Source organism: Streptomyces sp. MUM 2J, from assembly GCF_022414535.1.
In the GTDB taxonomy this organism is placed as follows: Bacteria; Actinomycetota; Actinomycetes; order Streptomycetales; family Streptomycetaceae; genus Streptomyces.
Genome location: NZ_JADWYM010000005.1, coordinates 90,687 through 109,608 on the forward strand (window position 1 = coordinate 90,687; position 18,922 = coordinate 109,608).

Below are 18,922 nucleotides of genomic sequence, written 5' to 3' on the forward strand. Positions count from 1 at the left end.
GTCTGTCAGCTTAAGGGCGGAGCCAGCTCCAGGTCGTGGCGGCCTCCAGCGGCTCCAGCGGTGTGACCAGCCGGGGGAGGGTGTTCAGGCCGTTGGGCGGACCGGTCTGCGGCTCCACGCAGACCGCCTCCGCCTGCTCGTCGTAGACGACCACCCACTCCTGGCGGCTGGTGACCCTCAGCTCCAGGCGGCCCGGCCAGGTCAGCGTCACGTCGACGCCGCCGGGCATGCCGAAGCAGTCGTCCCAGGGCCCGGGCTGCGGGGCGGTCCGATGACCGGTGGGCAGGTGGTCGTCGCCGCGCTCCTCCTGCCAGGCGGGCGCGAAGTCGATCTCCGCGTCGACCCCGCCGAGGTTCCGGTTGAACCAGGGGTGCCAGCCGATCTGGGCCGGGAAGGAGGAGTCGATCGTCTCCACGGACATCGTCAGCGTCAGCGAGTCGGGGGTCAGGGCGACGGCCTGGGTGACGCGGCCGGGGTAGGGCCAGGGTTCGACCAGGTCGAACGTGATCACCGCCTCGTCCTGCGCCCGGCGGGCGACGCGCCAGGCTCCGTCGCGGGCCGTGCCGTGGATCGCGTGCGGCGGGGAGTTGAGCGGCATCCGGTGGGTGGCGGCGCCGTCCTGGAACTTCCCGTCCCGGATCCGCCCGCACCAGGGCACCATCGGGAAGCAGCCGAACCGCTCGCCCTGGCGAAGCAGTTCGACGCCGTCGACGCGCAGCCCGGCGATCCGCCCGCCGTTCCCGGGCGCCACTACCGCTTCCGCGTCACCCGCGGTCAGTGTGATGTCTTCGTCACTCACGGGACGACCCTACTGGCCCGGCGGCGGTCAGGGACGGCTCAACGCCGCTTGCGCAGCACCCGTCCCACCACGACCGCGGAGGCCACCGCGGCCACCGCGGCCGGCACCGCCCAGCGCAGCGCCGACACGGGGGAGACCGGCTGCGGTGCCGGCACGGGCGCGTACCGTCCGCGCGGCGGTGCGTGGTCGACCTCCTCGGCGCTCCGGCCGATCATCGTCCGGCGCGCGTGGGCGGCCTCGGCGACGGCTCTGCCGTCGTCCGCCGCCGGGTCCGGCGACGGGGGCACCTCGGCGTCGGAGAGGGGGGTGCCGTCACCGGCGTCCCCGGTGGCCGGGCCCTCCGCGGCGTCCGGGGCCTCTGCGGCCTCCGGGTGGTCCTCGCCCGCCGGGCTCCGCGAGGCCTGTCCGGCGTCCCCGGCCTCTCCGCCCGGGCCCGGCGCCGGCGCGTCGTCCGCGTCCGGCGTCGTCTCGAAGTCGCTGGTCGCCGCCGCCTCGAACTCCCCCGCGGACAGCAGCTCGGGCGACTCGGCCTCCCCGGCACCGGCGTGCCCCGGCTGCCGGGCGGCCGCCTCCTGACCCAGGCGCTCGACGAAGCGGTTCAGCAGCCGGGCCACCGCCCCGGCGACCTCCTCCACGGGCAGCTCGGTGACCCGGCCGCCGGCCGTCGCCGTACCGCCGAAGGAGACGAGGGTGCCGCCCTCCGCATCGCGCAGCCGCACCGTGAGGGCGAGCTTCACCGTCCCGCTCCCGCGGGCCTCGCCGGCGTCGCCCTCGACGTGGTGGGAGCCGTCGTCCCGGGCGGTGATCCGCAGGGCGCCCCGGTAGGTGATGCTGTGGCCGCCGATGCGCAGCTTGAGCCGTCCGGCCAGAGGCGCGCCGCCGGCGTCCTGCTGGAGCCCGGGAACGGCCCGGGCCACGCGCGCGGGGTCGGCCAGCACCGCTCTCAGCCGCTCGCCGGGCACCGGAACGAACACCTCATGCTCCATGGCGCGGACTCTACCCAGCGACGGCACGGAGCACCCTCACCCGGACGCCGATTCGTGCGCGCATTCGGGGGTCAGTAGCGCGGATGCACCAGCGTCGACACCCGCAGCCCCCGGATCCGGGTCCGCTCGGCCGCCCGCGCGTCCGCCGCCAGCCCGGCCGTGGTCAGGGTGCGCGGCGGCGGCTCGCCGGGGGCGAGCCCGAGGGCGGGCCGCCGGCCGGCGGCGGCGAGGACGAACCCCCAGTCGTGCGGCGCGCGGGAGGTGCCGGCGGCCCGGTCGGGCCCGGTGGCGAAGCCCGCGTCGCGGGCGGCGACCCGGTAGGTGGAGACCCGCAGGCCGGCGGCGCGGATCGTCGTCGCGGCGGTCCAGAACGCCCGCGGCCGGGAGGACACCCGCCCGGCGTGCACGGCGAGCCGGCCGCCGGGGGCGAGCACACGCCGCGCCAGTCCGTAGAACTCCTGCGAGTACAGCTTCGTGCTGGCGGTGATGCCCGGGTCGGGCAGGTCGCAGACGACGACGTCGTACGAGGCCCTCGGCGCGGTGCGCAGCCACGTGAAGGCGTCGGCGATCGCGACGTGGACGCGCGCGTCGCCGAAGGCGTGCTCGTTGAGCCGGGACAGCGCGGGGTCGGTGCGGGCCAGCCGGACCACGCCCGCGTCGAGTTCGACGACGTCGACCCGGCGCACCCGCGGGTGCCGCAGCACTTCCCGCGCGGCCAGTCCGTCGCCGCCGCCGAGGATCAGCACACGCGCGTGCGGGCCGTTCATCGCGGGGTGGACGAGCGCCTCGTGATAGCGGCGCTCGTCACGCCCGCCCACCCGGAGCCGGCCGTCGAGGAAGAGGTCGAGGGGCCGGCCGCGGGTGCCGCCGGTGAGAACGACCTCCTGGACGTCGGTCTGACGGGCGACGCGGACGTCGTCGCCGTAGACCGCATGTCGCGCGGCCCGTTCGAAGTCGTCGACGAGGGCGGCGGCACAGGCGAGGACGCCGAGCACCGCGAGGTTGGCGGTGAGCAGGATCCAGCGGGCCCGGGGGCCGAGGTCGCGGCGGAAGAGGCCCAGAACGAGGGAGCCCCCGGCGACGACGTTGACGGCCCCGGTCAGCAGGGAACTGGTCAACTGGCCCAGGAAGGGCAGCAGGAGGAAGGGGAAGGCGAGGCCGCCGACGAGTGCGCCGACGTAGTCCGCGGCGAACAGGTCGGCCACCGCACCGCCCGCGTCCTGCCGGCGGACGCGCTGGATCAGTTCCATCAGCAACGGCACCTCGGCACCGATGAGCAGACCGATGGCGAGGGAGAAGGCGACGAGCAGGCAGCGCGGGCCGCTCGCCCACAGGCCTCCCCAGTTGCCGGTCCAGGCGAAGACGGCGTACAGCGCGAGCGCGCTGCACCCGCCGACCAGGGCGAGGAGTGCCTCCAGGGCGGCGAAACCGGTGGCCGCGTGCCGGCGCAGTCGCTTGGCCGCCAGCGAGCCGATGCCCATCGCGAACACCATGACCGACAGCACCACGGACGCCTGGGTGACCGAGTCACCGATCAGGTAGGAGGCCAGGGCGACGAGTTCGAGCTCGTACACCAGACCGCAGGCGGCACAGACGAACACGCACGCCAGCACGAGGAACCGTCCCGTGCCCGGACGGACGGGCAGCCGCGCGGGGCCGCCCCAGGGCGGCGTGTTGCCGGGCGGGGCGGGCGCGTGCGGTTCGATCACGAAAGCGACGTTACGTCACGCCTCTGGGACGCTACGTCACCCACACGTGTGGAACTGGGAGTTGGCGCTCCACCGAGGTTTGCGCCCGGCGCACCCGCGAGGGCCCGCCACGCACCCCGGCGGGCACCGTCACAGCGGGGCCGGCACCCGCGCGCCCACCCGCGTCCGCGTCGCCACGAGCTGCCCGTCCTGCGGGTAGGCGTGCCAGGTGCGCCAGTGCACATGCTCGCCCTGCCGCTGCGCGAGCAACGCGGTGAACGCGTGCGGGCTGCCGGGGAAGACCCCGGCAAGGCCGTTGGGGTGGTCGGCGACGAGGGCGAGGAGTTCCTGCGCACGCCCGGCGAACGAGCCCGGCGAGAGCACTTCCACCCGCGCCGCGAACTCGTACTCCCAGTCGCCCACCCGCTTGGCCACGCCCAGCGGGAGGGGCGTGCTGCTGCCGGGAATGCAGGCCACCGTCTCCGAGCAGGTGCCCCGCTCCTCCTCCAGCAGCACCTGGTGGGATGCGCCGAGCAGCCGCAGCTGAAGTCTCGTGTCCGCCAGTTCGAGATCGAGCGTGGCCAGCGCGGGGAGCGGTTCGCGCCCCAGGGCCCAGGCCAGGTCGGCCGCGCGCGTGTCGGTGTAGGAGGTGTTCAGGGTCGTGAGCATGGATCGGCTCCGCTAGAACGCAAAGAGGAGGGCGTTGGTCCGGCACACCCCGGTCGATACCGGGAGATCGGCCCGGTCAACCCAGTCGGGGAGGCATCCGCGCAAGACGTCCGAGGGGCTGGGGTGGTGTTTTAGAGGGAATCATGAACTGTGGCGCTGCCACAGCGTTTTTACCCAACTTCGGAGGGTTTCCATCCCTCAGAGGGCTGCACAGCTCAACTGTTCAACCAGGGAGTGCGCCCCCTCATACCCGCCAGCGCCCCCGCGCATCGGGGCCGGGAACACGACCGCGGGGTCCGGCCCAGGCCCGGACCCCGCGGTTCGGATGCGGTTCCCCCTTGCTGGAGCTCAGCTGCCCCGTGTCAGCTGCCTCCCCCGCATCCGCTCCCGCAGGACGACCCGCCTCCGCAGGACGAGCCGCTACCGCAGGACGAGCCACCACCGCAGGAGTGACCGGAGTGACCGGAGTGGCCCGAATGACCCGAGCCGCCGCTGTCGTTCGAGGACGAGCCGCACGACACGCCACCCCCGCCCGCCCCGCCGGCCCACCAGCTGTTGCGGCCGGAGCTGCGGCTGTACGCCCGGCCGGACCCACGCCGGGCACCCTTCCGGTACGCCCGGGCGCCGCGCCCGCTGCGCGCGCCGGAGACGACCGCCGCGACCAGCACGACGACGACCACTGCCAGGATGATGCCGCTGAACATGACGTCACCCTCCTTCCGAATCCTTCGAAAGCCCCCCGAAGCAGCCCCCGTGGGTGCCTCGCGCCCTGCGTGAACGGGAGATGCCCGCGCACCGCGCGTCCCAAAGCAGAGTTGAGGAACTCCAGAGCTTCGGAGCACGATGGCCCGCATGACCACCACGCCGCGCCCCCTCCTCAACCGGCGCCTCGCCGAGTCCGGGACGACGATCTTCGCAGAGATGTCCGCCTGGCCGTGAGCACCGGCTCCATCAACCTCGGCCAGGGCTTTCCCGACACCGACGGCCCCGAGGAGATCCGCGAGGCAGCGGTGCGGGCACTGCGCGACGGGCGCGGCAGCCAGTATCCGCCGGGCCCGGGCGTGCCCGAGCTGCGCACCGCGGTCGCGGCGCACCAGCGACGCCGGTACGGGCTGGCCTTCGACCCGGACACCGAGGTCCTGGTCACCGCGGGCGCCACGGAGGCGATCGCCGCGGCGCTGCTCGCGCTGCTGGAGCCGGGCGACGAGGTCGTGGCGCTGGAGCCGTACTACGACTCCTACGCGGCCGGCATCGCCATGGCGGACGGGCGGCGGGTGCCGGTCACCCTGCGCCCGCACGAGGGCGCCTTCCGCCTGGACCCGGACGAGCTGCGCGCCGCGGTCACCGACCGCACCCGGCTGCTGCTGATCAGCACGCCGCACCATCCGACCGGCACGGTCCTCACCCGCCAGGAGCTGACCGCGATCGCCGAGCTGGCGGTGGAGCGGGACCTGCTGGTGGTGACCGACGAGGTGTACGAGCACCTGGTCTTCGACGACGTCGAACACGTGCCGCTGGCGACCCTGCCGGGCATGCGGGAGCGGACGGTCACGATCGGGTCTGCGGGCAAGACCTTCTCCTTCACCGGCTGGAAGGTGGGCTGGGTCAAGCCCTCTTCGCCTACCTGTTCGCCGGCAAGCTGACCATGCGCAGGTACAACGTCACGCCCTGCCCCTAGCAGCCCGGAGCAGGGCGGAAGTCAATGAGACGCGGTTCCTCTGAAGGGAACGGTTGAGCCGGAGGAACGATCAACCCAGCTCTTGGAGATACTGAAAACGACCTCTGAAGGCGCCGCACGACCCGTCCGACCTGCGACCGGACGGGCCATCAAGCGGCAGGTCAGCTGCGGACGAACTTCCAGGTGACTGGGATGACGCCGAGGTCGGGGGCGGCGAGGGAGCGGAACGCCGGGGCGCTCAGGTCGATGTGGCCCGGAGCGCAGGACCAGCACTTGTCGCGGACCGGGACGGTGATGGTCCGGCCGTTGTAGCTGACCTGGACCGATATCCCCGAGCAGAGGGGGTCCAGGTTCGGGTTGGCCGAGGTCCAGTAGGACGGCGAGACCGCGACCAGGATCTGGGACGAAGCGTCGATCGGCGTGCCGCAGGCGCCGTAGCCCGCATCGTTGTACCAGGTCGCCGTGCCGCTGACGGGCTGGCCGATCGGGACCGCCGCGTAGGCCGGGTCCGTGCCGAGGGCCGCCATGGTCATGGCGACCGCCCCGGCGGCGAACCAGAGGCGTGCCCGCTTGATTGCCTTCACTGCTGCTCCTTCGTGGATGGGCTGCTTCAGCAGCCCAGGTTCGGGCCCGGGACCGTGCCCAGGATCTGGACGAAGCGCTGGTAGGTGGCGACCCGGTCCTGGACCTCGGCCGGGTTGCCGCCGTTGCACTCGATGGCGCCGTTGATGCTGCGGATGGTGGCGCCGAAGCCGTAGCCGTCGACGATGGCGTTGTGCGCGGAGGTCGTGCCGGCGCCCTTCCGGGTGTTCCAGAACCACAGGGCGGTCTTCCAGCTCACCGTCGAGTCGGTCTGCACCAGGCCGGGGTTGTCGAGCAGGTCGATGCCGAGGGCGTCGCCGGCGGCCTTGTAGTTGAAGTTCCAGCTGAGCTGGAGCGGTCCACGACCGTAGTAGGCCGACTGGCCCGCCGGGCAGCCGTAGGGCTGCGTGGTGTCGCAGTAGTGCGAGTAGTTGGCGGTGTTCTGCTCCACCACGTAGACCAGTCCGCCGGTTTCGTGGCCGACGTTGGCGAGGAAGGCTGCGGCCTCCTGCGCGCGGACGGCGGCGCTGCCCGTGGCCGCGAATCCCGGGTAGGCGGCCAGGGCGCCGAGCAGGCCCTGGTATGTGTAGAACGGGCTGCGGTTCGGGAACATCTGGTTGAACTGCGCCTGGCTGACCGGGAATCCGGTCGGCGCAGGAGTCGAGGTCGGGCTCGGTGTCGGACTGGGCGAGGGGGCGCAACTGAACGGCGCCCAGTACCAGGTGCTGACCACCGGGCTGTAGCCAGGATTGTCGTGCAGGGCCTGGTAGTAGTGTCCGTTCGTGTACTGGACGACGGTTCCGGCGGAGTAGAACTGGCCGCTCACCCAGGCGGGGTAGGTCGCACAGGGGCCGGCCTGGGCCGCCGGCGTCCCGGCGGTCGCGTCGGCCGAGGCGACCGCCGGGAGGGCGAGTGTCGCGAGTGCGGCGACAATCGCCGAGAGCACTGCGAGCGTGCGCTTCGTGGACATGGCGTCACCCTTCTGCGGTCTCGGGGCGGACCGCGAAGTCATGGAGGGGGCGTGTCCGCAGGCGTGGGCCAGGGGGGGTTGCCCGCCTGCGGGCAGCACCATGGTCGGATCGGCGGCCGGGCGACCACCTCCGTACGAACCGCAGCCCCCGCGAGGTCCGCAGTCGCTCGCGTAACGGCGGTGAACACCGATGCGCGCCCAGGTGGACGCCGGTTCCGCCGTCAGCTGTCGCTGTCGGGTCTCAGTCAAAGAATTGTCAAAGGTCATACCAATCACGCCGCGCATGCGTGCAAGCTGGGCAGAGGTTGTCTATACCTGTACATCTGACTGGAGCTGGAGATGCCCCACCGCGGGACCACCTCGTGCGAGGTCTGCGGACGATCCGTCGGAAGTCCCCTCGGCGACGGGCGCACATCCGCCCGACCTGCGCCGGCACCCCGCTACTGCTCGAACGCCTGCCGACAGCGCGCGTACCGCCGGCGCGCTCAAGGGCGCTCGCTCCTGCTCACACAGCTGACCAGCTTCGTCGGCCGCGAGCGCGAACTGGAGGAGACGGCACGCCTGTTGCGCGGCACCCGGCTGCTCACCCTGGTGGGGCCCGCAGGCGTGGGCAAGACGCGCCTCGCCGCCGAGCTGGCGGCAGCCGAGCAGCGCGGCGGCCGCCGCGCGCTCGCGGTGGTCGAGCTGGCCTCGTACGTCGACGGTGCCGCGGCACGCGTGGCCGCGGCCGAGGCCCTGGCCGGCGCCACCGCGACCCCGGCCAGCGAGGTACTCGTCCTCCTGGACAACTGCGAGCACCTGCTCGACGACTGTGGCCGACTGCTCGGCGAACTGCTCTCCCGCCATGCGGCGTTGCGGGTGCTGGCCACCAGTCGCGAACCTCTCGACCTGCCCGGCGAGGTCGTCTTCAGTCTCAGCGGGCTCAACCTGCACCCGAAGACGGCCCCAGCCGTCCCTGCGGGCCGCGAACTGTCCGACGCCGCACGGCTCTTCGTGGACCGGGCCAGGGCGGTCGCACCGGATCTCCGATTCGAAGCCCGCGACGCCGCGCAGATCGCGGCCATCTGCGCCCGCCTCGACGGCCTTCCACTCGCCATCGAGCTGGCGGCGCGCCTGGCGCGGGCCTTCCCGCCCGCCGAGATCAATGAGCGGCTCACCGACCCGCTCTCCTTCCTGGCCGGCGGCTGGCGCACGGCACCGGGGCGGCACCACAGCCTGCGCGCCGCACTCGACTGGGGGCACCGGCTGCTGGACGGCCCGGAGCGGCAACTGTTCCGCAGGCTCTCCGTGCTGCCGGGCCCCTTCGGGGCCGAGACGGCCGCGGCCGTGGCAGGCACGGAGGACGACGGCGTCCGCGCGGCGGCCGTTCCGCACCTGCTCGCCCGCCTGGCGGCGAAGTCCCTGGTCGCCTGCGACGTCGACGTCGACGGCCTCGGCTCGGCGCGGTTCCGGATGCTGGAGCCGATCCGTCACCATGGTCGCGAGTGCCTGCGCGCGGCAGGCGAGGAGGCGGCGACCTACAACCGGTTGACACGGCATCTGCTCGCCCTGTCGGCCCCGCTGCTGCAGTGGCCTGCCACACCCGACCGGCCACTGCAACGGCTGTGCACCGAGCGGGACACGCTGCGCCACGCCGTCGAACGCCTCGGCTCGGACGGGGACGAGCGCGCGCTCGCACTGACGGTCGGCCTCGTCCTCGCCGCCATTCACCAGGGCCGGACCCAGGGCGTCCGCGAGTCGGTCCGCCGCGCGCTGGCCCGCACCGGGCCGGAGGCGCGGCACCGTGTCGGGGCGTTGGCCGCCGCCGCGCTGCTGGCGGCCTGGGAGTTCGACTATCCGGTGGCGGCCTGCCGCGCCGCCGAGGCCAGGGCCGTGGCCTCAACCGCACCGGAACCGCTGCCCGACAGGCTGCCGCTACTGCTGTGCCTGGTCGAGGAGGCCTGTGCCCCGAAGCGCCGCCCGGGGAGGTTGGCGTACTACCTGCGGACCGGCCGCTCGACGCAGGATCCCCTGCTGACCTCGTTCGCCAACAACGCCCTGGCCTGGCATCTGGTGCAGCACGGCAGGCCGAGGGAGGCGTCGACGCTCGTCGCCGAGGTCCTCCCTGCGCTACGGGACCAGGCCGCGCCCGGCCCGCTGGGTCTGATGCTGCGCACCGCGGGGGCGATGGCACTCGCGGTGGGCGACGACACGGCGGCGCGGGCCTCCTTCGCGGACTCGCTGGCGGGCTCGGCAGACTGGGCGAACTGGCCGAACGGCACCGCCTGGTCCGTGGAGGGCCTAGCCGTCGTCGCGATCCGTGCGGGTCGGTTCGAACACGGCCTGCGGCTGCTGGCCGCCGTCGAGGCCATCACCAGCAGGGACTTCGACGCGGGCGGCGACTGGTGGCAGAACTGCGTCGCGGACGCCTCCGCGCGGGCCTTCGCCGCGTTGCCCGCGGCCGCGGCGGAGGCGGCCCTCGCATCCGGAGTGGCACTGACGCCGGAGCAGGTCGTCGCCCACGCCGTCCGGCCGGAGGGCCCGCCCGCAGCGGGCCGGGGCGACGGCGCGCCGCTCAGCGGCCGGGAGCGGGAGGTGGCGGCGCTGGTCACCGAGGGCCTGAGCAACCGCCAGATCGCGGCCCACCTGTACGTGTCCGTGCGGACGGTGGAGACTCACGTCCGCAACATCCGCACCGCCCTCGGCCTGCACTCCCGCGCCCAGATCGCCGCCTGGGCCGCCCGGCAGGATGCCGATCCGCTCCAGAAATCCGTTTAGGAAGCGTTCCTTCCGGGCGCAACCGGGGACTGGCCGTTGACGTGCTGGGCCTGGTGATCGCGGTGGTGGTGCTGGCCGCCTCCGTCCACGACAACGGCGTCGGCGCCGCGCTGCTGGACAAGGTGGTCGTCGGCACCGAGCCGGACACCGTGAAGAAGACCCTGGCGGACCAGGGCATGGAAAGCAGCGTCCAAGCTTGACGTTCCGACACAGCTCTCGACAAGGAATGGCCGAGCGCCACCGGAGCGGTAGAGGGCGTCTGCCGCCACCTGGTCGCCGACCGCCTCGACATCACAGGCGCCCGCTGGGGCCTTCACGGAGCCGAAGCGATCCTGTGCCTGCGTGCCGAGCTCGCGGACGGCATGTTCTCGATCAGCATCCACAGACGGCCTCCGCCACTGGCTGGATCAACCTCGGGCAGGACTTCCCACGCGCCGACAGCCCACCCGGAACCGCCGAGGCCTCCGCTCAAACCAACCGCTCCGTCACCGAACGCGATCTGCTCGGGACGGGCCTGGAGCAGGCGGGCTTCACGGTCTTCCGCCCGGCGGGCACCTACTTCATCACCGCCGACATCAGGGCGCTGGGTGAGAGCGACGGCTTCGCCTTCTGCCGCGCCCTGCCGGAACGTTGCGGGGTCGTCGCCGTCCCGAACGCGGTCTTCTACGACCATCGCGAGCAAGGCGCGCCTTTTGTTCGATTTGCTTTCTGCAAGCGGAAGGGTGTGATAGAAGCAGCAGTAGGCGACCACCCGGAAGTGGTGTACGTACTGGGTGACCAGATGAGCCACGGCAGACGCGTAGATGTAGAGCGCGCGGTCCAACTCGTGGACGTTGCGGATGTAATCGGGCATGGGCGGGGAGTCCGACCCGGCGGACTTCCAGACCCAGCGGTTCAGCCCGGCCCACCTGGGCAGTTCGATTCGAAATTCTACGGATGGAACCCTTTCAACCCTGGACACGTGTAACCCCCTGCAACTTGCCTGCGCAACGCGATTCGCACAGAAATTCGACCCTAACGAGTTCGTGCATGGTTGGTGCGTTTACCTTGCACCTCTGCAAGCGGCCAAGCGTGCTGGAGGAGGCCGCATCCCGGTTCAAGTCGCCGGGCGCGTAACAGCTGTACGGACTGGGCTCCTGGGTAGACCTCACCCCCGCACCGGAGGAGCCACGTGCCGGTAGTCCAGGCCGGTGCGCTGGCCGTCGTCGTGGCAGGAAAATGGGGCCGGTGTCCGTCCGGGACGCCGATGGATCTGTTCCACCTTCCGGATCGGTGCTGCCGGACATTCTGCCCCGATGCCAGGAGTGCTCAGGTGTCGTGGACGGTGGAGCGATGCCCGACGTGGACGACCCACACCACCGGCTCGCCGTTGTCGATGGTGTAGATCACGCGGTAGTCGCCTACTCGCAGGCGGCGCCGGTCGGGCTGGGAGCCGAGGGCCGTGGTGCTGAACCCCGTCGGGTCGCTCTCCAGCTCAGTCAGCCTGGCCAGAATGCGGAGGGCCGTGCCACGCGGGACCTTGCGGAGTTCGGCCTGAGCCTCGGCTCGGACGACGGTGCGGTACTCACTCACTGCGCGCCAGCGTCTCCCTCATGATGTCCTCGATCGGGATGCCGGGCGCCGGGTCGGCCATGCGCTCGTCGATGATCCGGTTGATCTCGCGCTCTTCCCACTCCTGGTATTTGCGCAGCACCTCAATGGACACCACGGCAGCGACCTGCTTGCCGCGCCGGGTGATGACGGTGGGTACATCGTCCCGGTCGGCCCGCTCAACGACCTCGGCCAGGTGTGCCCGGACATCGCGGATGGACTCCATGGGCATGGGCTGCGTCATGCGCTCAAGAGTACCGAGTGTCTCATGTGTACACAAAGGCGCGCTCAAGGTGCAGACCTGTGAGCCCGCATGCGAATGAGTCCGGAAACGCCAGAGCCCGGCCCTGGCACGCGACCGTGATGGTCGGTGCCCTGGCCGGGCTCGGTTCGGCTGCCGGCGCGGGTCCGGTCGTGATCGCGGACGCGTCGCCGCGGGAGCCGGGCGGCGGACTACTCGTCGCCCTCTTCGGGCTTCTCTGCCTCGTTGACCTCCTGCTCCAGGCCGAGCTGCTCCACGAGCCAGCGGTCGAACTCGATCGCGGCCCGCACCCAGCTCACCGTGGAGGAGACGAAGAACTCCAGGTTGACACCCGTGCCGATCAGCATCTGTGCCTCGCCGATGAGGCGGACCGTGCCGTCGTCGTGGGTGTGCGTGTAGACCTTGGGCCACAGGGTGCGGCGGTTCCAGTCGTCGATGGACTCCAGCAGCTGAGGCTTCTCGTCGATCTCGTGGGGCCGGTCGTAGAACGTCCGCACGGAGAAGACCTGCTGGTCACCCTCACCGCGGAACATGAAGTACGTACGGAACTGCTCCCACGGAGCGGCGAGGTCGCCTTCCTCGTCGATGACGTACTTGAGCTCCATCTGGTCCAGGAGCTGCTTCACGAGATCCTGATCCGGGACGACGGGGCCCGCCGGTCCTTGGGGCTGCGGCTCGGGCTGGCCCCCGAAGTTCGGAATCGAGGACGGGTCGATGCTCACCGTGTATTTCCCTTCGTACGGATTCCGCCATCCTCCCTCACCGGGGGAGGGGGGAAGCAAGCCCCGGCGTGCCCTGTCAGCCGTCGGCTGACATGATCTGGCCGGTCGGAGGCCAACCGGGACGGGGGAGGGGCGGGCGCACGACGGGGGCGGCAACGAAGGCCGTGCCGGCGCGGACCGCGGTGCCCGGGCGGACCAGGTGGTCGGTGGTGGCGGTGATCCTCGCCCTGCCGCCGTCGCTCCTGGCCGACCTGGCCGCGCCGGCGGTGCCCTTCCTGATCTCGGACGACCCGCTCGGCGGCACCTCGGAGAAGGCGCCGTGCGCCGACGCGCTCGCCTTCGGCGGGGCGCGGCCGCCGGCGGGCGTGTACGCCACCGGCCGCCGGGTGGAGTCCCGGCTGCACCCGTACCGCGCGGGCACCTTCCGCATGCCGCGCGCGGCGGTCCGAGGCTGGCTGACGGGCCCGTCCCCGCAGGGGGGGAGCCCGGGACGGCGGGGTGCGATCACGGAGCGGATCTCTGTCTCGAACTCGGCGCCGAGAAGCAGGGTGGGCTCCGGCAGGCGCCGAGGCCCACGCCGTGACCGGGAACGTGACGCAGGAGGACGCGACCACCGCACGGGTGCGGTGGTCGTCCGCCCTCCCTGCACCGGGCCGCGCCGCGTGGACGTGAACGCCCCGGTGCCCTACGACGGGGAGCACGGACACCGGGCGGCGGGGCATGTCGGTCCGAAGGGCGCGGACGAGTCTCCCGACACCGTCCCCGTCGCCTTCGACGCGTTCACCTGACCGTTCGACCGCCGGCCCGGGCCGTGCGGCGGCTACAGCGTCTTGCCGGTGGCCGGTCCGACGGCCAGCCCGTCGCCGTGCGTGTCCACACGTACCGTGTCGCCGTCCTTGACCTCGCCGGAGAGGATCTCCCTGGCCAGGCGGTCCCCGATGGCCGTCTGCACCAGCCGGCGCAGCGGGCGTGCTCCGTAGGCCGGGTCGTTGCCCTCGTCGGCGAGCCAGGCCAGCGCCCCGGGGGTGACCTCCAGTGTGAGCCGCCGCTCGGCGAGCCGCCTGGCCAGCCGGTCGATCTGGAGCTGTGCGATCCGCTCCAGTTCCTCCTTGCTGAGGGCGGAGAAGACCACGAGGTCGTCCAGCCGGTTGAGGAACTCCGGCTTGAAGGAGGCCCGCACGATCTCCAGCACCTGCTCCTTCTTCTCCGTCTCGGTGGTCAGCGGGTCGACCAGGAACTGGCTGCCCAGGTTGGACGTCAGGACGAGGATCGTGTTGCGGAAGTCGACCGTGCGTCCCTGACCGTCCGTCAGGCGGCCGTCGTCCAGCACCTGGAGGAGGATGTCGAAGACCTCGGGGTGGGCCTTCTCGACCTCGTCGAGCAGCACGACGGAGTACGGCCGGCGGCGCACCGCCTCGGTGAGCTGGCCGCCCTCCTCGTAGCCGACGTACCCGGGGGGTGCGCCGACGAGCCGGGCGACGCTGTGCTTCTCGCCGTACTCGCTCATGTCGATGCGGACCATGGCCCGCTCGTCGTCGAAGAGGAAGTCGGCGAGCGCCTTCGCCAGCTCCGTCTTGCCCACGCCGGTGGGGCCGAGGAAGAGGAAGGAGCCGGTGGGCCGGTCCGGGTCGGCGATGCCGGCACGGGAGCGGCGCACCGCGTCGCTCACCGCCCGCACGGCCTCCGCCTGGCCGATGAGCCGCTTGCCCAGCTCCTCCTCCATACGCAGCAGCTTCTGCGTCTCGCCCTCCATCAGGCGTCCGGCCGGGATGCCGGTCCAGGAGGCGACGACGTCGGCGATGTCGTCCGAGCCGACCTCCTCCTTGACCATCGTGTCCTTGGCGGCCTCCTCCTCGGCCTCGGAGGCGGCTTCCAGGTCCCGCTCCAGGGCCGGGATCTCGCCGTACAGCAGCTTGGAGGCGGTGTCGAAGTCGCCGTCGCGCTGGGCGCGCTCGGCCTGGCCGCGCACGTCGTCGAGGCGCTCCTTCAGCTCGCCGACGCGGTTGAGGGACTGCTTCTCCTTCTCCCAGCGGGCGTTGAGGCCGCGCAGCTCCTCCTCCTTGTCGGCGAGGTCGCGGCGCAGCTTGTCCAGGCGCTCGCGAGAGGCCGGGTCGGTCTCCTTGTCGAGGGCGAGCTCCTCCATCTTCAGCCGGTCGACGGCGCGTTGGAGTTCGTCGATCTCGACGGGCGAGGAGTCGATCTCCATGCGCAGCCGGGAGGCCGACTCGTCGACCAGGTCGATGGCCTTGTCGGGGAGGAAGCGGGAGGTGATGTACCGGTCGGAGAGGGTGGCCGCGGCCACCAGCGCCGCGTCCGCGATCTGCACCTTGTGGTGGGCCTCGTAGCGTCCCTTGAGCCCGCGCAGGATCGCGATGGTGTCCTCGACGGACGGCTCGGCGACCAGCACCTGCTGGAAGCGCCGCTCCAGGGCGGGGTCCTTCTCGATCCGCTCGCGGTACTCGTCCAGGGTGGTGGCACCGACCATGCGCAGCTCGCCGCGGGCGAGCATCGGCTTGAGCATGTTGCCGGCATCCATGGCCGAGTCGCCACCCGCACCGGCGCCCACGACGGTGTGCAGTTCGTCGATGAAGGTGATGATCTGCCCGTCGCTTTCCTTGATCTCGGCGAGGACGGTCTTCAGGCGCTCCTCGAACTCGCCGCGGTACTTGGCGCCGGCGACCATGGCACCGAGGTCGAGCGCGACGAGCCGCTTGTCCCTGAGGGACTCGGGCACGTCCCCCTTGACGATCCGCTGGGCCAGTCCTTCGACGACGGCGGTCTTGCCGACCCCGGGCTCGCCGATCAGCACGGGGTTGTTCTTGGTGCGCCGGGACAGCACCTGCACGACCCGGCGGATCTCCTGGTCCCGCCCGATGACGGGGTCGAGCCTGCCCTCGCGGGCGGCGGCGGTGAAGTCGGTGCCGAACTTCTCCAGGGCCTTGTACTGCCCCTCGGGGTCGGCGGTGGTGACCCGCCGGCCGCCCCGGGCCTTCTGGAAGGCTTCGAGCAGCTTCCCGGCGGTGGCGCCCTGGCGGGTGAGCACGTCACCGGCGCTGCCGCCCTTGCCGGCGATGCCGATCAGCAGGTGCTCGGTGGAGAGGTACTCGTCGCCGAGTTCGCGGGCCTTGGCCTGGGCGTCGGCGATGACCGCGAGGAGTTCCCGGTTCGGCTGCGGGGGCGCGACGGTGGACCCGGTCACGCTGGGCAGCGAGGCGAGCACCTTGTCGGCCTCCGCCCGCACGGCGGCCTGGTCGGCGTCGACGGCGGCGAGCAGATCGACGATGTTCTCGTTGTCCTGCCCCTGGAGCAGAGCAAGGAGCAGGTGGGCGGGGGTGAGGTCGGGATTCCCTTCGGTCACGGCGCGCTGGCTGGCGGCGTTGATCGCGTCCCGGCTCCGGTTGGTCAGCTCGGCGTCCACGTTCGTCTTCTCCTCCTAGCGTGAGCTGTCGGCCTCGTCACTCCAGCACTGACTCGGTCAAGGTAACAAAGTTGAGTCTATTCCACTCAAGGTGTGGACGGGAGCCCATGGCCCGACCGGACCGGACCCGGGGCCGAGAGGCCCCATCCACCCGGACCACCCCGGACCGTCCGGCCCGCCCCAGCCAACCCTCCGACGGCGCCACCCACCCCTCCGATACGGAGGAACCGCCCCCGAGGGCGAGGGCGGCCGCCCCGGAACCCGGAGGGCACCCGGAAAGGCCCCGGAAGATCCCGGAAGATCCCGGGACCCCCTGGGAGCCGGGGTGCGCCCGGTCCACCCGGCCGCACCGCCGGAAGGCCGCGACCTGACCGGAAACCGACCCCCGGGCGCAACGGGTCCGGCCGGAAATCGCCCTGCCGCGGCGGCCCCGACCGGCCGCCCGCAGCGGCGCTCCCCGCCCCGGCCGACTCCCTTCCGCCCGGATCCGCAGGCCTGTCCCGACATGGCCGGATACCCCTCCCGTGCGCCCACGCCCCATGGACTAGGTTCCACCCCATGGCCGCATATCCCCAGGATCCGGGCGCGCCCGACGCGCCGTACCTCGCCTTCTGGCGCGAGAGGCATCTGTGCACGCTGACGACCCTGCGTCCGGACGGCACGCCGCACGTCGTCCCCGTGGGCGTCACCTACGACCCCGGGGCACGGCTGGCCCGGGTGATCACCGACAAGGGAAGCGCGAAGGTCGCCCATGTCCTGGCCGCCGGACCGGACGGTGCACGGGTCGCCGTCTGCCAGGTGTCCGGGCGCCGCTGGGCCACGCTGGAGGGCCGCGCCTTCGTCCACACCGAGCGCGAGCGGGTCGCGGAGGCGGAGCGGCGCTATGCCGAGCGGTACGAGAGGGCGCCGTCGCCGAACCCCGCGCGCGTGGTGATCGAGATCGAGCTGGACCGCGCGATGGGGCGTGGCTGACGGCATGTCCCCCACCACGGCCGAGGACGCACGACACGGCAGACACGGCAGACGCCGAACGGCCCGCTTCCGGAAACGTCCCCAGGAACTACAGCGGCGTCACCGTGTTCAGGTCACGGTGACGCCGCTGCGGGGGGAAGCGCCTGAGCGATCTTTTACGACGGGGGAATCGCGTCAGGCACTGCGGGGGGTGGCTGAGATGGTGCGCGGGGCGGTGGGGGCCGCCGGCTCGGCCAGCTGGTGCTCGCGCTGGTCGAGGTTAACGAAGATCATTCCGTACCGGATGGCACATCGCACTGGCTGCGGCGCCCCCCGAGGCCGCCGCAGACATCGGTACGCCCGCACGTCCCCGTCGTCGTCACGGGTGACGACGACCGGCTCGCCGAACACGGTCACCATCAGCGAGTCACCGCTGTGGGGGATGGCGGTGACCAGGTCGATGAAGTGCCAGCCGGAGCGATAGGCGGTGGCCATTTCCCGTCGGAAGGATCGGTCGTCGGGTGGTGTGGTCATCACGATCAGTCCCACGACGTGTCGTCGGTGTGATCGCCGCCGACACTCACCGCAACAGAACTCGTGTTCGCTCGCACGTCACTCGACTTGCTGGCGAGGCCGCTCACAGTGCCGAGAACCGCGACGGCGGAGAGAGCAGCGGCAAGTACCGAGCGAAGCATTCTCTTACGCATGGTCGGCTTCGTCCTCACTCGATGGTCTCCTCTTCCCCCGTCCGGTAAGACGATGGCTCATTCAGGCACGTCATGGCCACACAATCGATGCATCATGTTCCTGCATGTTCAGGACCCTGGGGGGTGGAGAATTGGGGACAAAAGGTACGCAAGCTGTGCATCCCCACCCGATAACCGATCTGTGCGACGAAGGCAGTCGCCTCTACGCCCATGCCCTGCGCACCGGACGAATCGCGCGCGCCGACGTGGAGTCGGCCCCGTGTCTCATGGAGTACGCGCTGCTGCACCCGGACCCCGACGACGGTAACTGGTTGCGCCCCGTCCCCCCGTCCGTCGCGCTGGCCCAGCGCCTGCATCCGATCGAGCGGGAGATCACGGAGCGCAGGCGGCTCTCCATCGAACTGGCCGACGTTTTCGAGCCGTTCATGGCCGCGAGTGCCCAGGGCGCGGCGGCGACCCATGCCATCAGCGTGCTGGAGGGCAAGGACAGGATCAACGCGGCGCTCAACAACGCCGTGTCGGAGTCGCAGACGGAAGTGCTCACGGTACAGCCCGGCGGCCGGCGCCTGGAGGCCAACCTGATGAAGGGTCTGGAGCGCGACCGGCCGCTGATCGAGCGAGGGGTGCGGCTGCGCACGCTCTACCAGCACACCGCGCGGCACAGCCCCGAGACGCTGGCCTACGTGGAGCAGATAGCCGACGGCAAGGTCGAGGTGCGCACCATCGACGAACTGGTCGAGCGCCTCATCATCTGCGACGAGACCGTCGCGTTCATCCCCACCCGCGACGACCGGCAAGTCGCCCTGGAACTGCGCCACCCGGGCCTGGTCCGCTACCTGATCAAGGTGTTCGAGTTCATGTGGAGCCGCGCCGTCCCGCTGAACGCGGGCGCCCCCTACGAAACGGCCCCCGACGGCATCACGGACATCCAGCACTCCATCGCCAAGCTCCTGGTGGAGGGGCACGTGGACGAGGCCATCGCCCGCCGCCTCGGCATGAACGTGCGCACCTGCCGCGCCCACATCGCCAAACTGGCGCAGGCCCTCGGCAGCGGCAGCCGGGCCCAACTCGGCTTCCTCATCGCCCAGTCCGGAATCCTGGACCAGGACCAGCGGGTGGCTCAGGGAGAGAGCGGCCCGTGAC

17 protein-coding genes and 2 pseudogenes are annotated in these 18,922 nt (G+C 71.8%); 7 read left to right on the forward strand and 12 right to left on the reverse strand.

The genetic code is table 11. The features are described 5' to 3' along the window. Window positions 1–10: 10 nt before the first annotated feature. The 5 genes from I3F54_RS06790 to I3F54_RS06810 form a co-directional block, all read right to left on the reverse strand. Complete coding sequence (locus I3F54_RS06790; RefSeq protein WP_240117700.1) at window positions 11–799, reverse strand: aldose 1-epimerase; 789 nt, start codon at window positions 797–799, stop codon at window positions 11–13. 38 nt (window positions 800–837) lie between these two features. Further along, on the reverse strand, window positions 838–1,785 hold the full coding sequence (locus tag I3F54_RS06795) for an SRPBCC domain-containing protein (RefSeq protein ID WP_240117701.1): 948 nt from the start codon (window positions 1,783–1,785) through the stop codon (window positions 838–840). Window positions 1,786–1,856: 71 nt separating this feature from the next. Continuing rightward, complete coding sequence (locus tag I3F54_RS06800; protein ID WP_240117702.1) at window positions 1,857–3,494, reverse strand: polyamine aminopropyltransferase; 1,638 nt, start codon at window positions 3,492–3,494, stop codon at window positions 1,857–1,859. 129 nt (window positions 3,495–3,623) lie between these two features. Beyond that, the gene (locus I3F54_RS06805) at window positions 3,624–4,142 is read right to left on the reverse strand and encodes a DUF2617 family protein (RefSeq protein WP_240117703.1); all 519 of its coding nucleotides are present in this window, start codon (window positions 4,140–4,142) and stop codon (window positions 3,624–3,626) included. Window positions 4,143–4,504: 362 nt separating this feature from the next. Further along, window positions 4,505–4,846, reverse strand: coding sequence for a hypothetical protein (locus I3F54_RS06810; RefSeq protein WP_240117704.1), 342 nt, complete (start codon window positions 4,844–4,846; stop codon window positions 4,505–4,507). Window positions 4,847–4,985: 139 nt separating this feature from the next. Here I3F54_RS06810 and I3F54_RS06815 point away from each other — a divergent pair. Then, window positions 4,986–5,749, forward strand: a pseudogene (locus tag I3F54_RS06815) (aminotransferase class I/II-fold pyridoxal phosphate-dependent enzyme); the annotation flags it as partial. A 232-nt stretch (window positions 5,750–5,981) separates the two neighbouring features. Here I3F54_RS06815 and I3F54_RS06820 read toward each other — a convergent pair. Together I3F54_RS06820 and I3F54_RS06825 are read right to left on the reverse strand one after the other, a co-directional pair. Beyond that, entirely contained in the window at window positions 5,982–6,404 is a 423-nt protein-coding gene (locus I3F54_RS06820) for a cysteine/serine endopeptidase inhibitor (RefSeq protein WP_240117705.1), read from the reverse strand. A 26-nt stretch (window positions 6,405–6,430) separates the two neighbouring features. Beyond that, on the reverse strand, window positions 6,431–7,372 hold the full coding sequence (locus I3F54_RS06825) for a glycoside hydrolase family 19 protein (protein WP_240117706.1): 942 nt from the start codon (window positions 7,370–7,372) through the stop codon (window positions 6,431–6,433). 339 nt (window positions 7,373–7,711) lie between these two features. Here I3F54_RS06825 and I3F54_RS06830 point away from each other — a divergent pair, with 339 nt between their 5' ends. From I3F54_RS06830 to I3F54_RS06840, 3 genes and pseudogenes are all read left to right on the forward strand, one after another. Next, window positions 7,712–10,129, forward strand: coding sequence for a LuxR C-terminal-related transcriptional regulator (locus I3F54_RS06830; RefSeq protein ID WP_240117707.1), 2,418 nt, complete (start codon window positions 7,712–7,714; stop codon window positions 10,127–10,129). Window positions 10,130–10,170: 41 nt separating this feature from the next. After that, the gene (locus I3F54_RS06835) at window positions 10,171–10,329 is read left to right on the forward strand and encodes a hypothetical protein (protein WP_240117708.1); all 159 of its coding nucleotides are present in this window, start codon (window positions 10,171–10,173) and stop codon (window positions 10,327–10,329) included. 287 nt (window positions 10,330–10,616) lie between these two features. After that, a pseudogene (locus I3F54_RS06840) lies at window positions 10,617–10,871 on the forward strand (aminotransferase); the annotation flags it as partial. 566 nt (window positions 10,872–11,437) lie between these two features. Here I3F54_RS06840 and I3F54_RS06845 read toward each other — a convergent pair. From I3F54_RS06845 to I3F54_RS06855, 3 genes are all read right to left on the reverse strand, one after another. Further along, entirely contained in the window at window positions 11,438–11,701 is a 264-nt protein-coding gene (locus I3F54_RS06845; protein ID WP_240117709.1) for a type II toxin-antitoxin system RelE/ParE family toxin, read from the reverse strand. Beyond that, entirely contained in the window at window positions 11,694–11,963 is a 270-nt protein-coding gene (locus I3F54_RS06850) for a type II toxin-antitoxin system Phd/YefM family antitoxin (RefSeq protein WP_240117710.1), read from the reverse strand. The genes I3F54_RS06845 and I3F54_RS06850 overlap by 8 nt, the downstream gene beginning before the upstream one ends. Window positions 11,964–12,172: 209 nt before the next feature. Beyond that, window positions 12,173–12,703 (reverse strand): YbjN domain-containing protein, encoded by a 531-nt coding sequence (locus I3F54_RS06855; RefSeq protein WP_240117711.1) that lies wholly within the window; start codon window positions 12,701–12,703, stop codon window positions 12,173–12,175. Between the two features lie 209 nt (window positions 12,704–12,912). Between I3F54_RS06855 and I3F54_RS06860 the strand changes: the two genes are divergently transcribed. After that, window positions 12,913–13,491, forward strand: coding sequence for a hypothetical protein (locus I3F54_RS06860; RefSeq protein WP_240117712.1), 579 nt, complete (start codon window positions 12,913–12,915; stop codon window positions 13,489–13,491). 32 nt (window positions 13,492–13,523) lie between these two features. Here I3F54_RS06860 and clpB read toward each other — a convergent pair whose 3' ends face one another. Further along, on the reverse strand, window positions 13,524–16,121 hold the full coding sequence (gene clpB, locus I3F54_RS06865) for an ATP-dependent chaperone ClpB (RefSeq protein ID WP_240117713.1): 2,598 nt from the start codon (window positions 16,119–16,121) through the stop codon (window positions 13,524–13,526). Between the two features lie 558 nt (window positions 16,122–16,679). Here clpB and I3F54_RS06870 point away from each other — a divergent pair. Then, window positions 16,680–17,093, forward strand: coding sequence for a TIGR03618 family F420-dependent PPOX class oxidoreductase (locus tag I3F54_RS06870; protein WP_240117714.1), 414 nt, complete (start codon window positions 16,680–16,682; stop codon window positions 17,091–17,093). Window positions 17,094–17,267: 174 nt separating this feature from the next. Here the strand turns inward: I3F54_RS06870 and I3F54_RS06875 are convergent, their stop codons facing one another. Further along, a complete protein-coding gene (locus I3F54_RS06875) occupies window positions 17,268–17,606 on the reverse strand; it encodes a hypothetical protein (protein ID WP_240117715.1) in 339 nt (112 codons plus the stop codon). A gap of 277 nt (window positions 17,607–17,883) precedes the next feature. On the opposite strand from I3F54_RS06875, the gene I3F54_RS06880 reads away from it, so the two are divergent. Beyond that, entirely contained in the window at window positions 17,884–18,921 is a 1,038-nt protein-coding gene (locus tag I3F54_RS06880) for a helix-turn-helix transcriptional regulator (protein WP_240117716.1), read from the forward strand. Window position 18,922: the final 1 nt, after the last annotated feature.

Excerpts from the sequence above, each read along its gene's own strand:
- I3F54_RS06795 (WP_240117701.1), bottom strand. The coding sequence starts at position 1,785 with ATGGAGCATGAGGTGTTCGTTCCGGTGCCCGGCGAGCGGCTGAGAGCG.
- I3F54_RS06805 (WP_240117703.1), bottom strand. The coding sequence starts at position 4,142 with ATGCTCACGACCCTGAACACCTCCTACACCGACACGCGCGCGGCCGAC.
- I3F54_RS06810 (WP_240117704.1), bottom strand. The coding sequence starts at position 4,846 with ATGTTCAGCGGCATCATCCTGGCAGTGGTCGTCGTCGTGCTGGTCGCG.
- I3F54_RS06825 (WP_240117706.1), bottom strand. The coding sequence starts at position 7,372 with ATGTCCACGAAGCGCACGCTCGCAGTGCTCTCGGCGATTGTCGCCGCA.
- I3F54_RS06830 (WP_240117707.1), top strand. The coding sequence starts at position 7,712 with ATGCCCCACCGCGGGACCACCTCGTGCGAGGTCTGCGGACGATCCGTC.
- I3F54_RS06850 (WP_240117710.1), bottom strand. The coding sequence starts at position 11,963 with ATGACGCAGCCCATGCCCATGGAGTCCATCCGCGATGTCCGGGCACAC.
- I3F54_RS06870 (WP_240117714.1), top strand. The coding sequence starts at position 16,680 with ATGGCCGCATATCCCCAGGATCCGGGCGCGCCCGACGCGCCGTACCTC.
- I3F54_RS06875 (WP_240117715.1), bottom strand. The coding sequence starts at position 17,606 with ATGACCACACCACCCGACGACCGATCCTTCCGACGGGAAATGGCCACC.
- I3F54_RS06880 (WP_240117716.1), top strand. The coding sequence starts at position 17,884 with ATGTTCAGGACCCTGGGGGGTGGAGAATTGGGGACAAAAGGTACGCAA.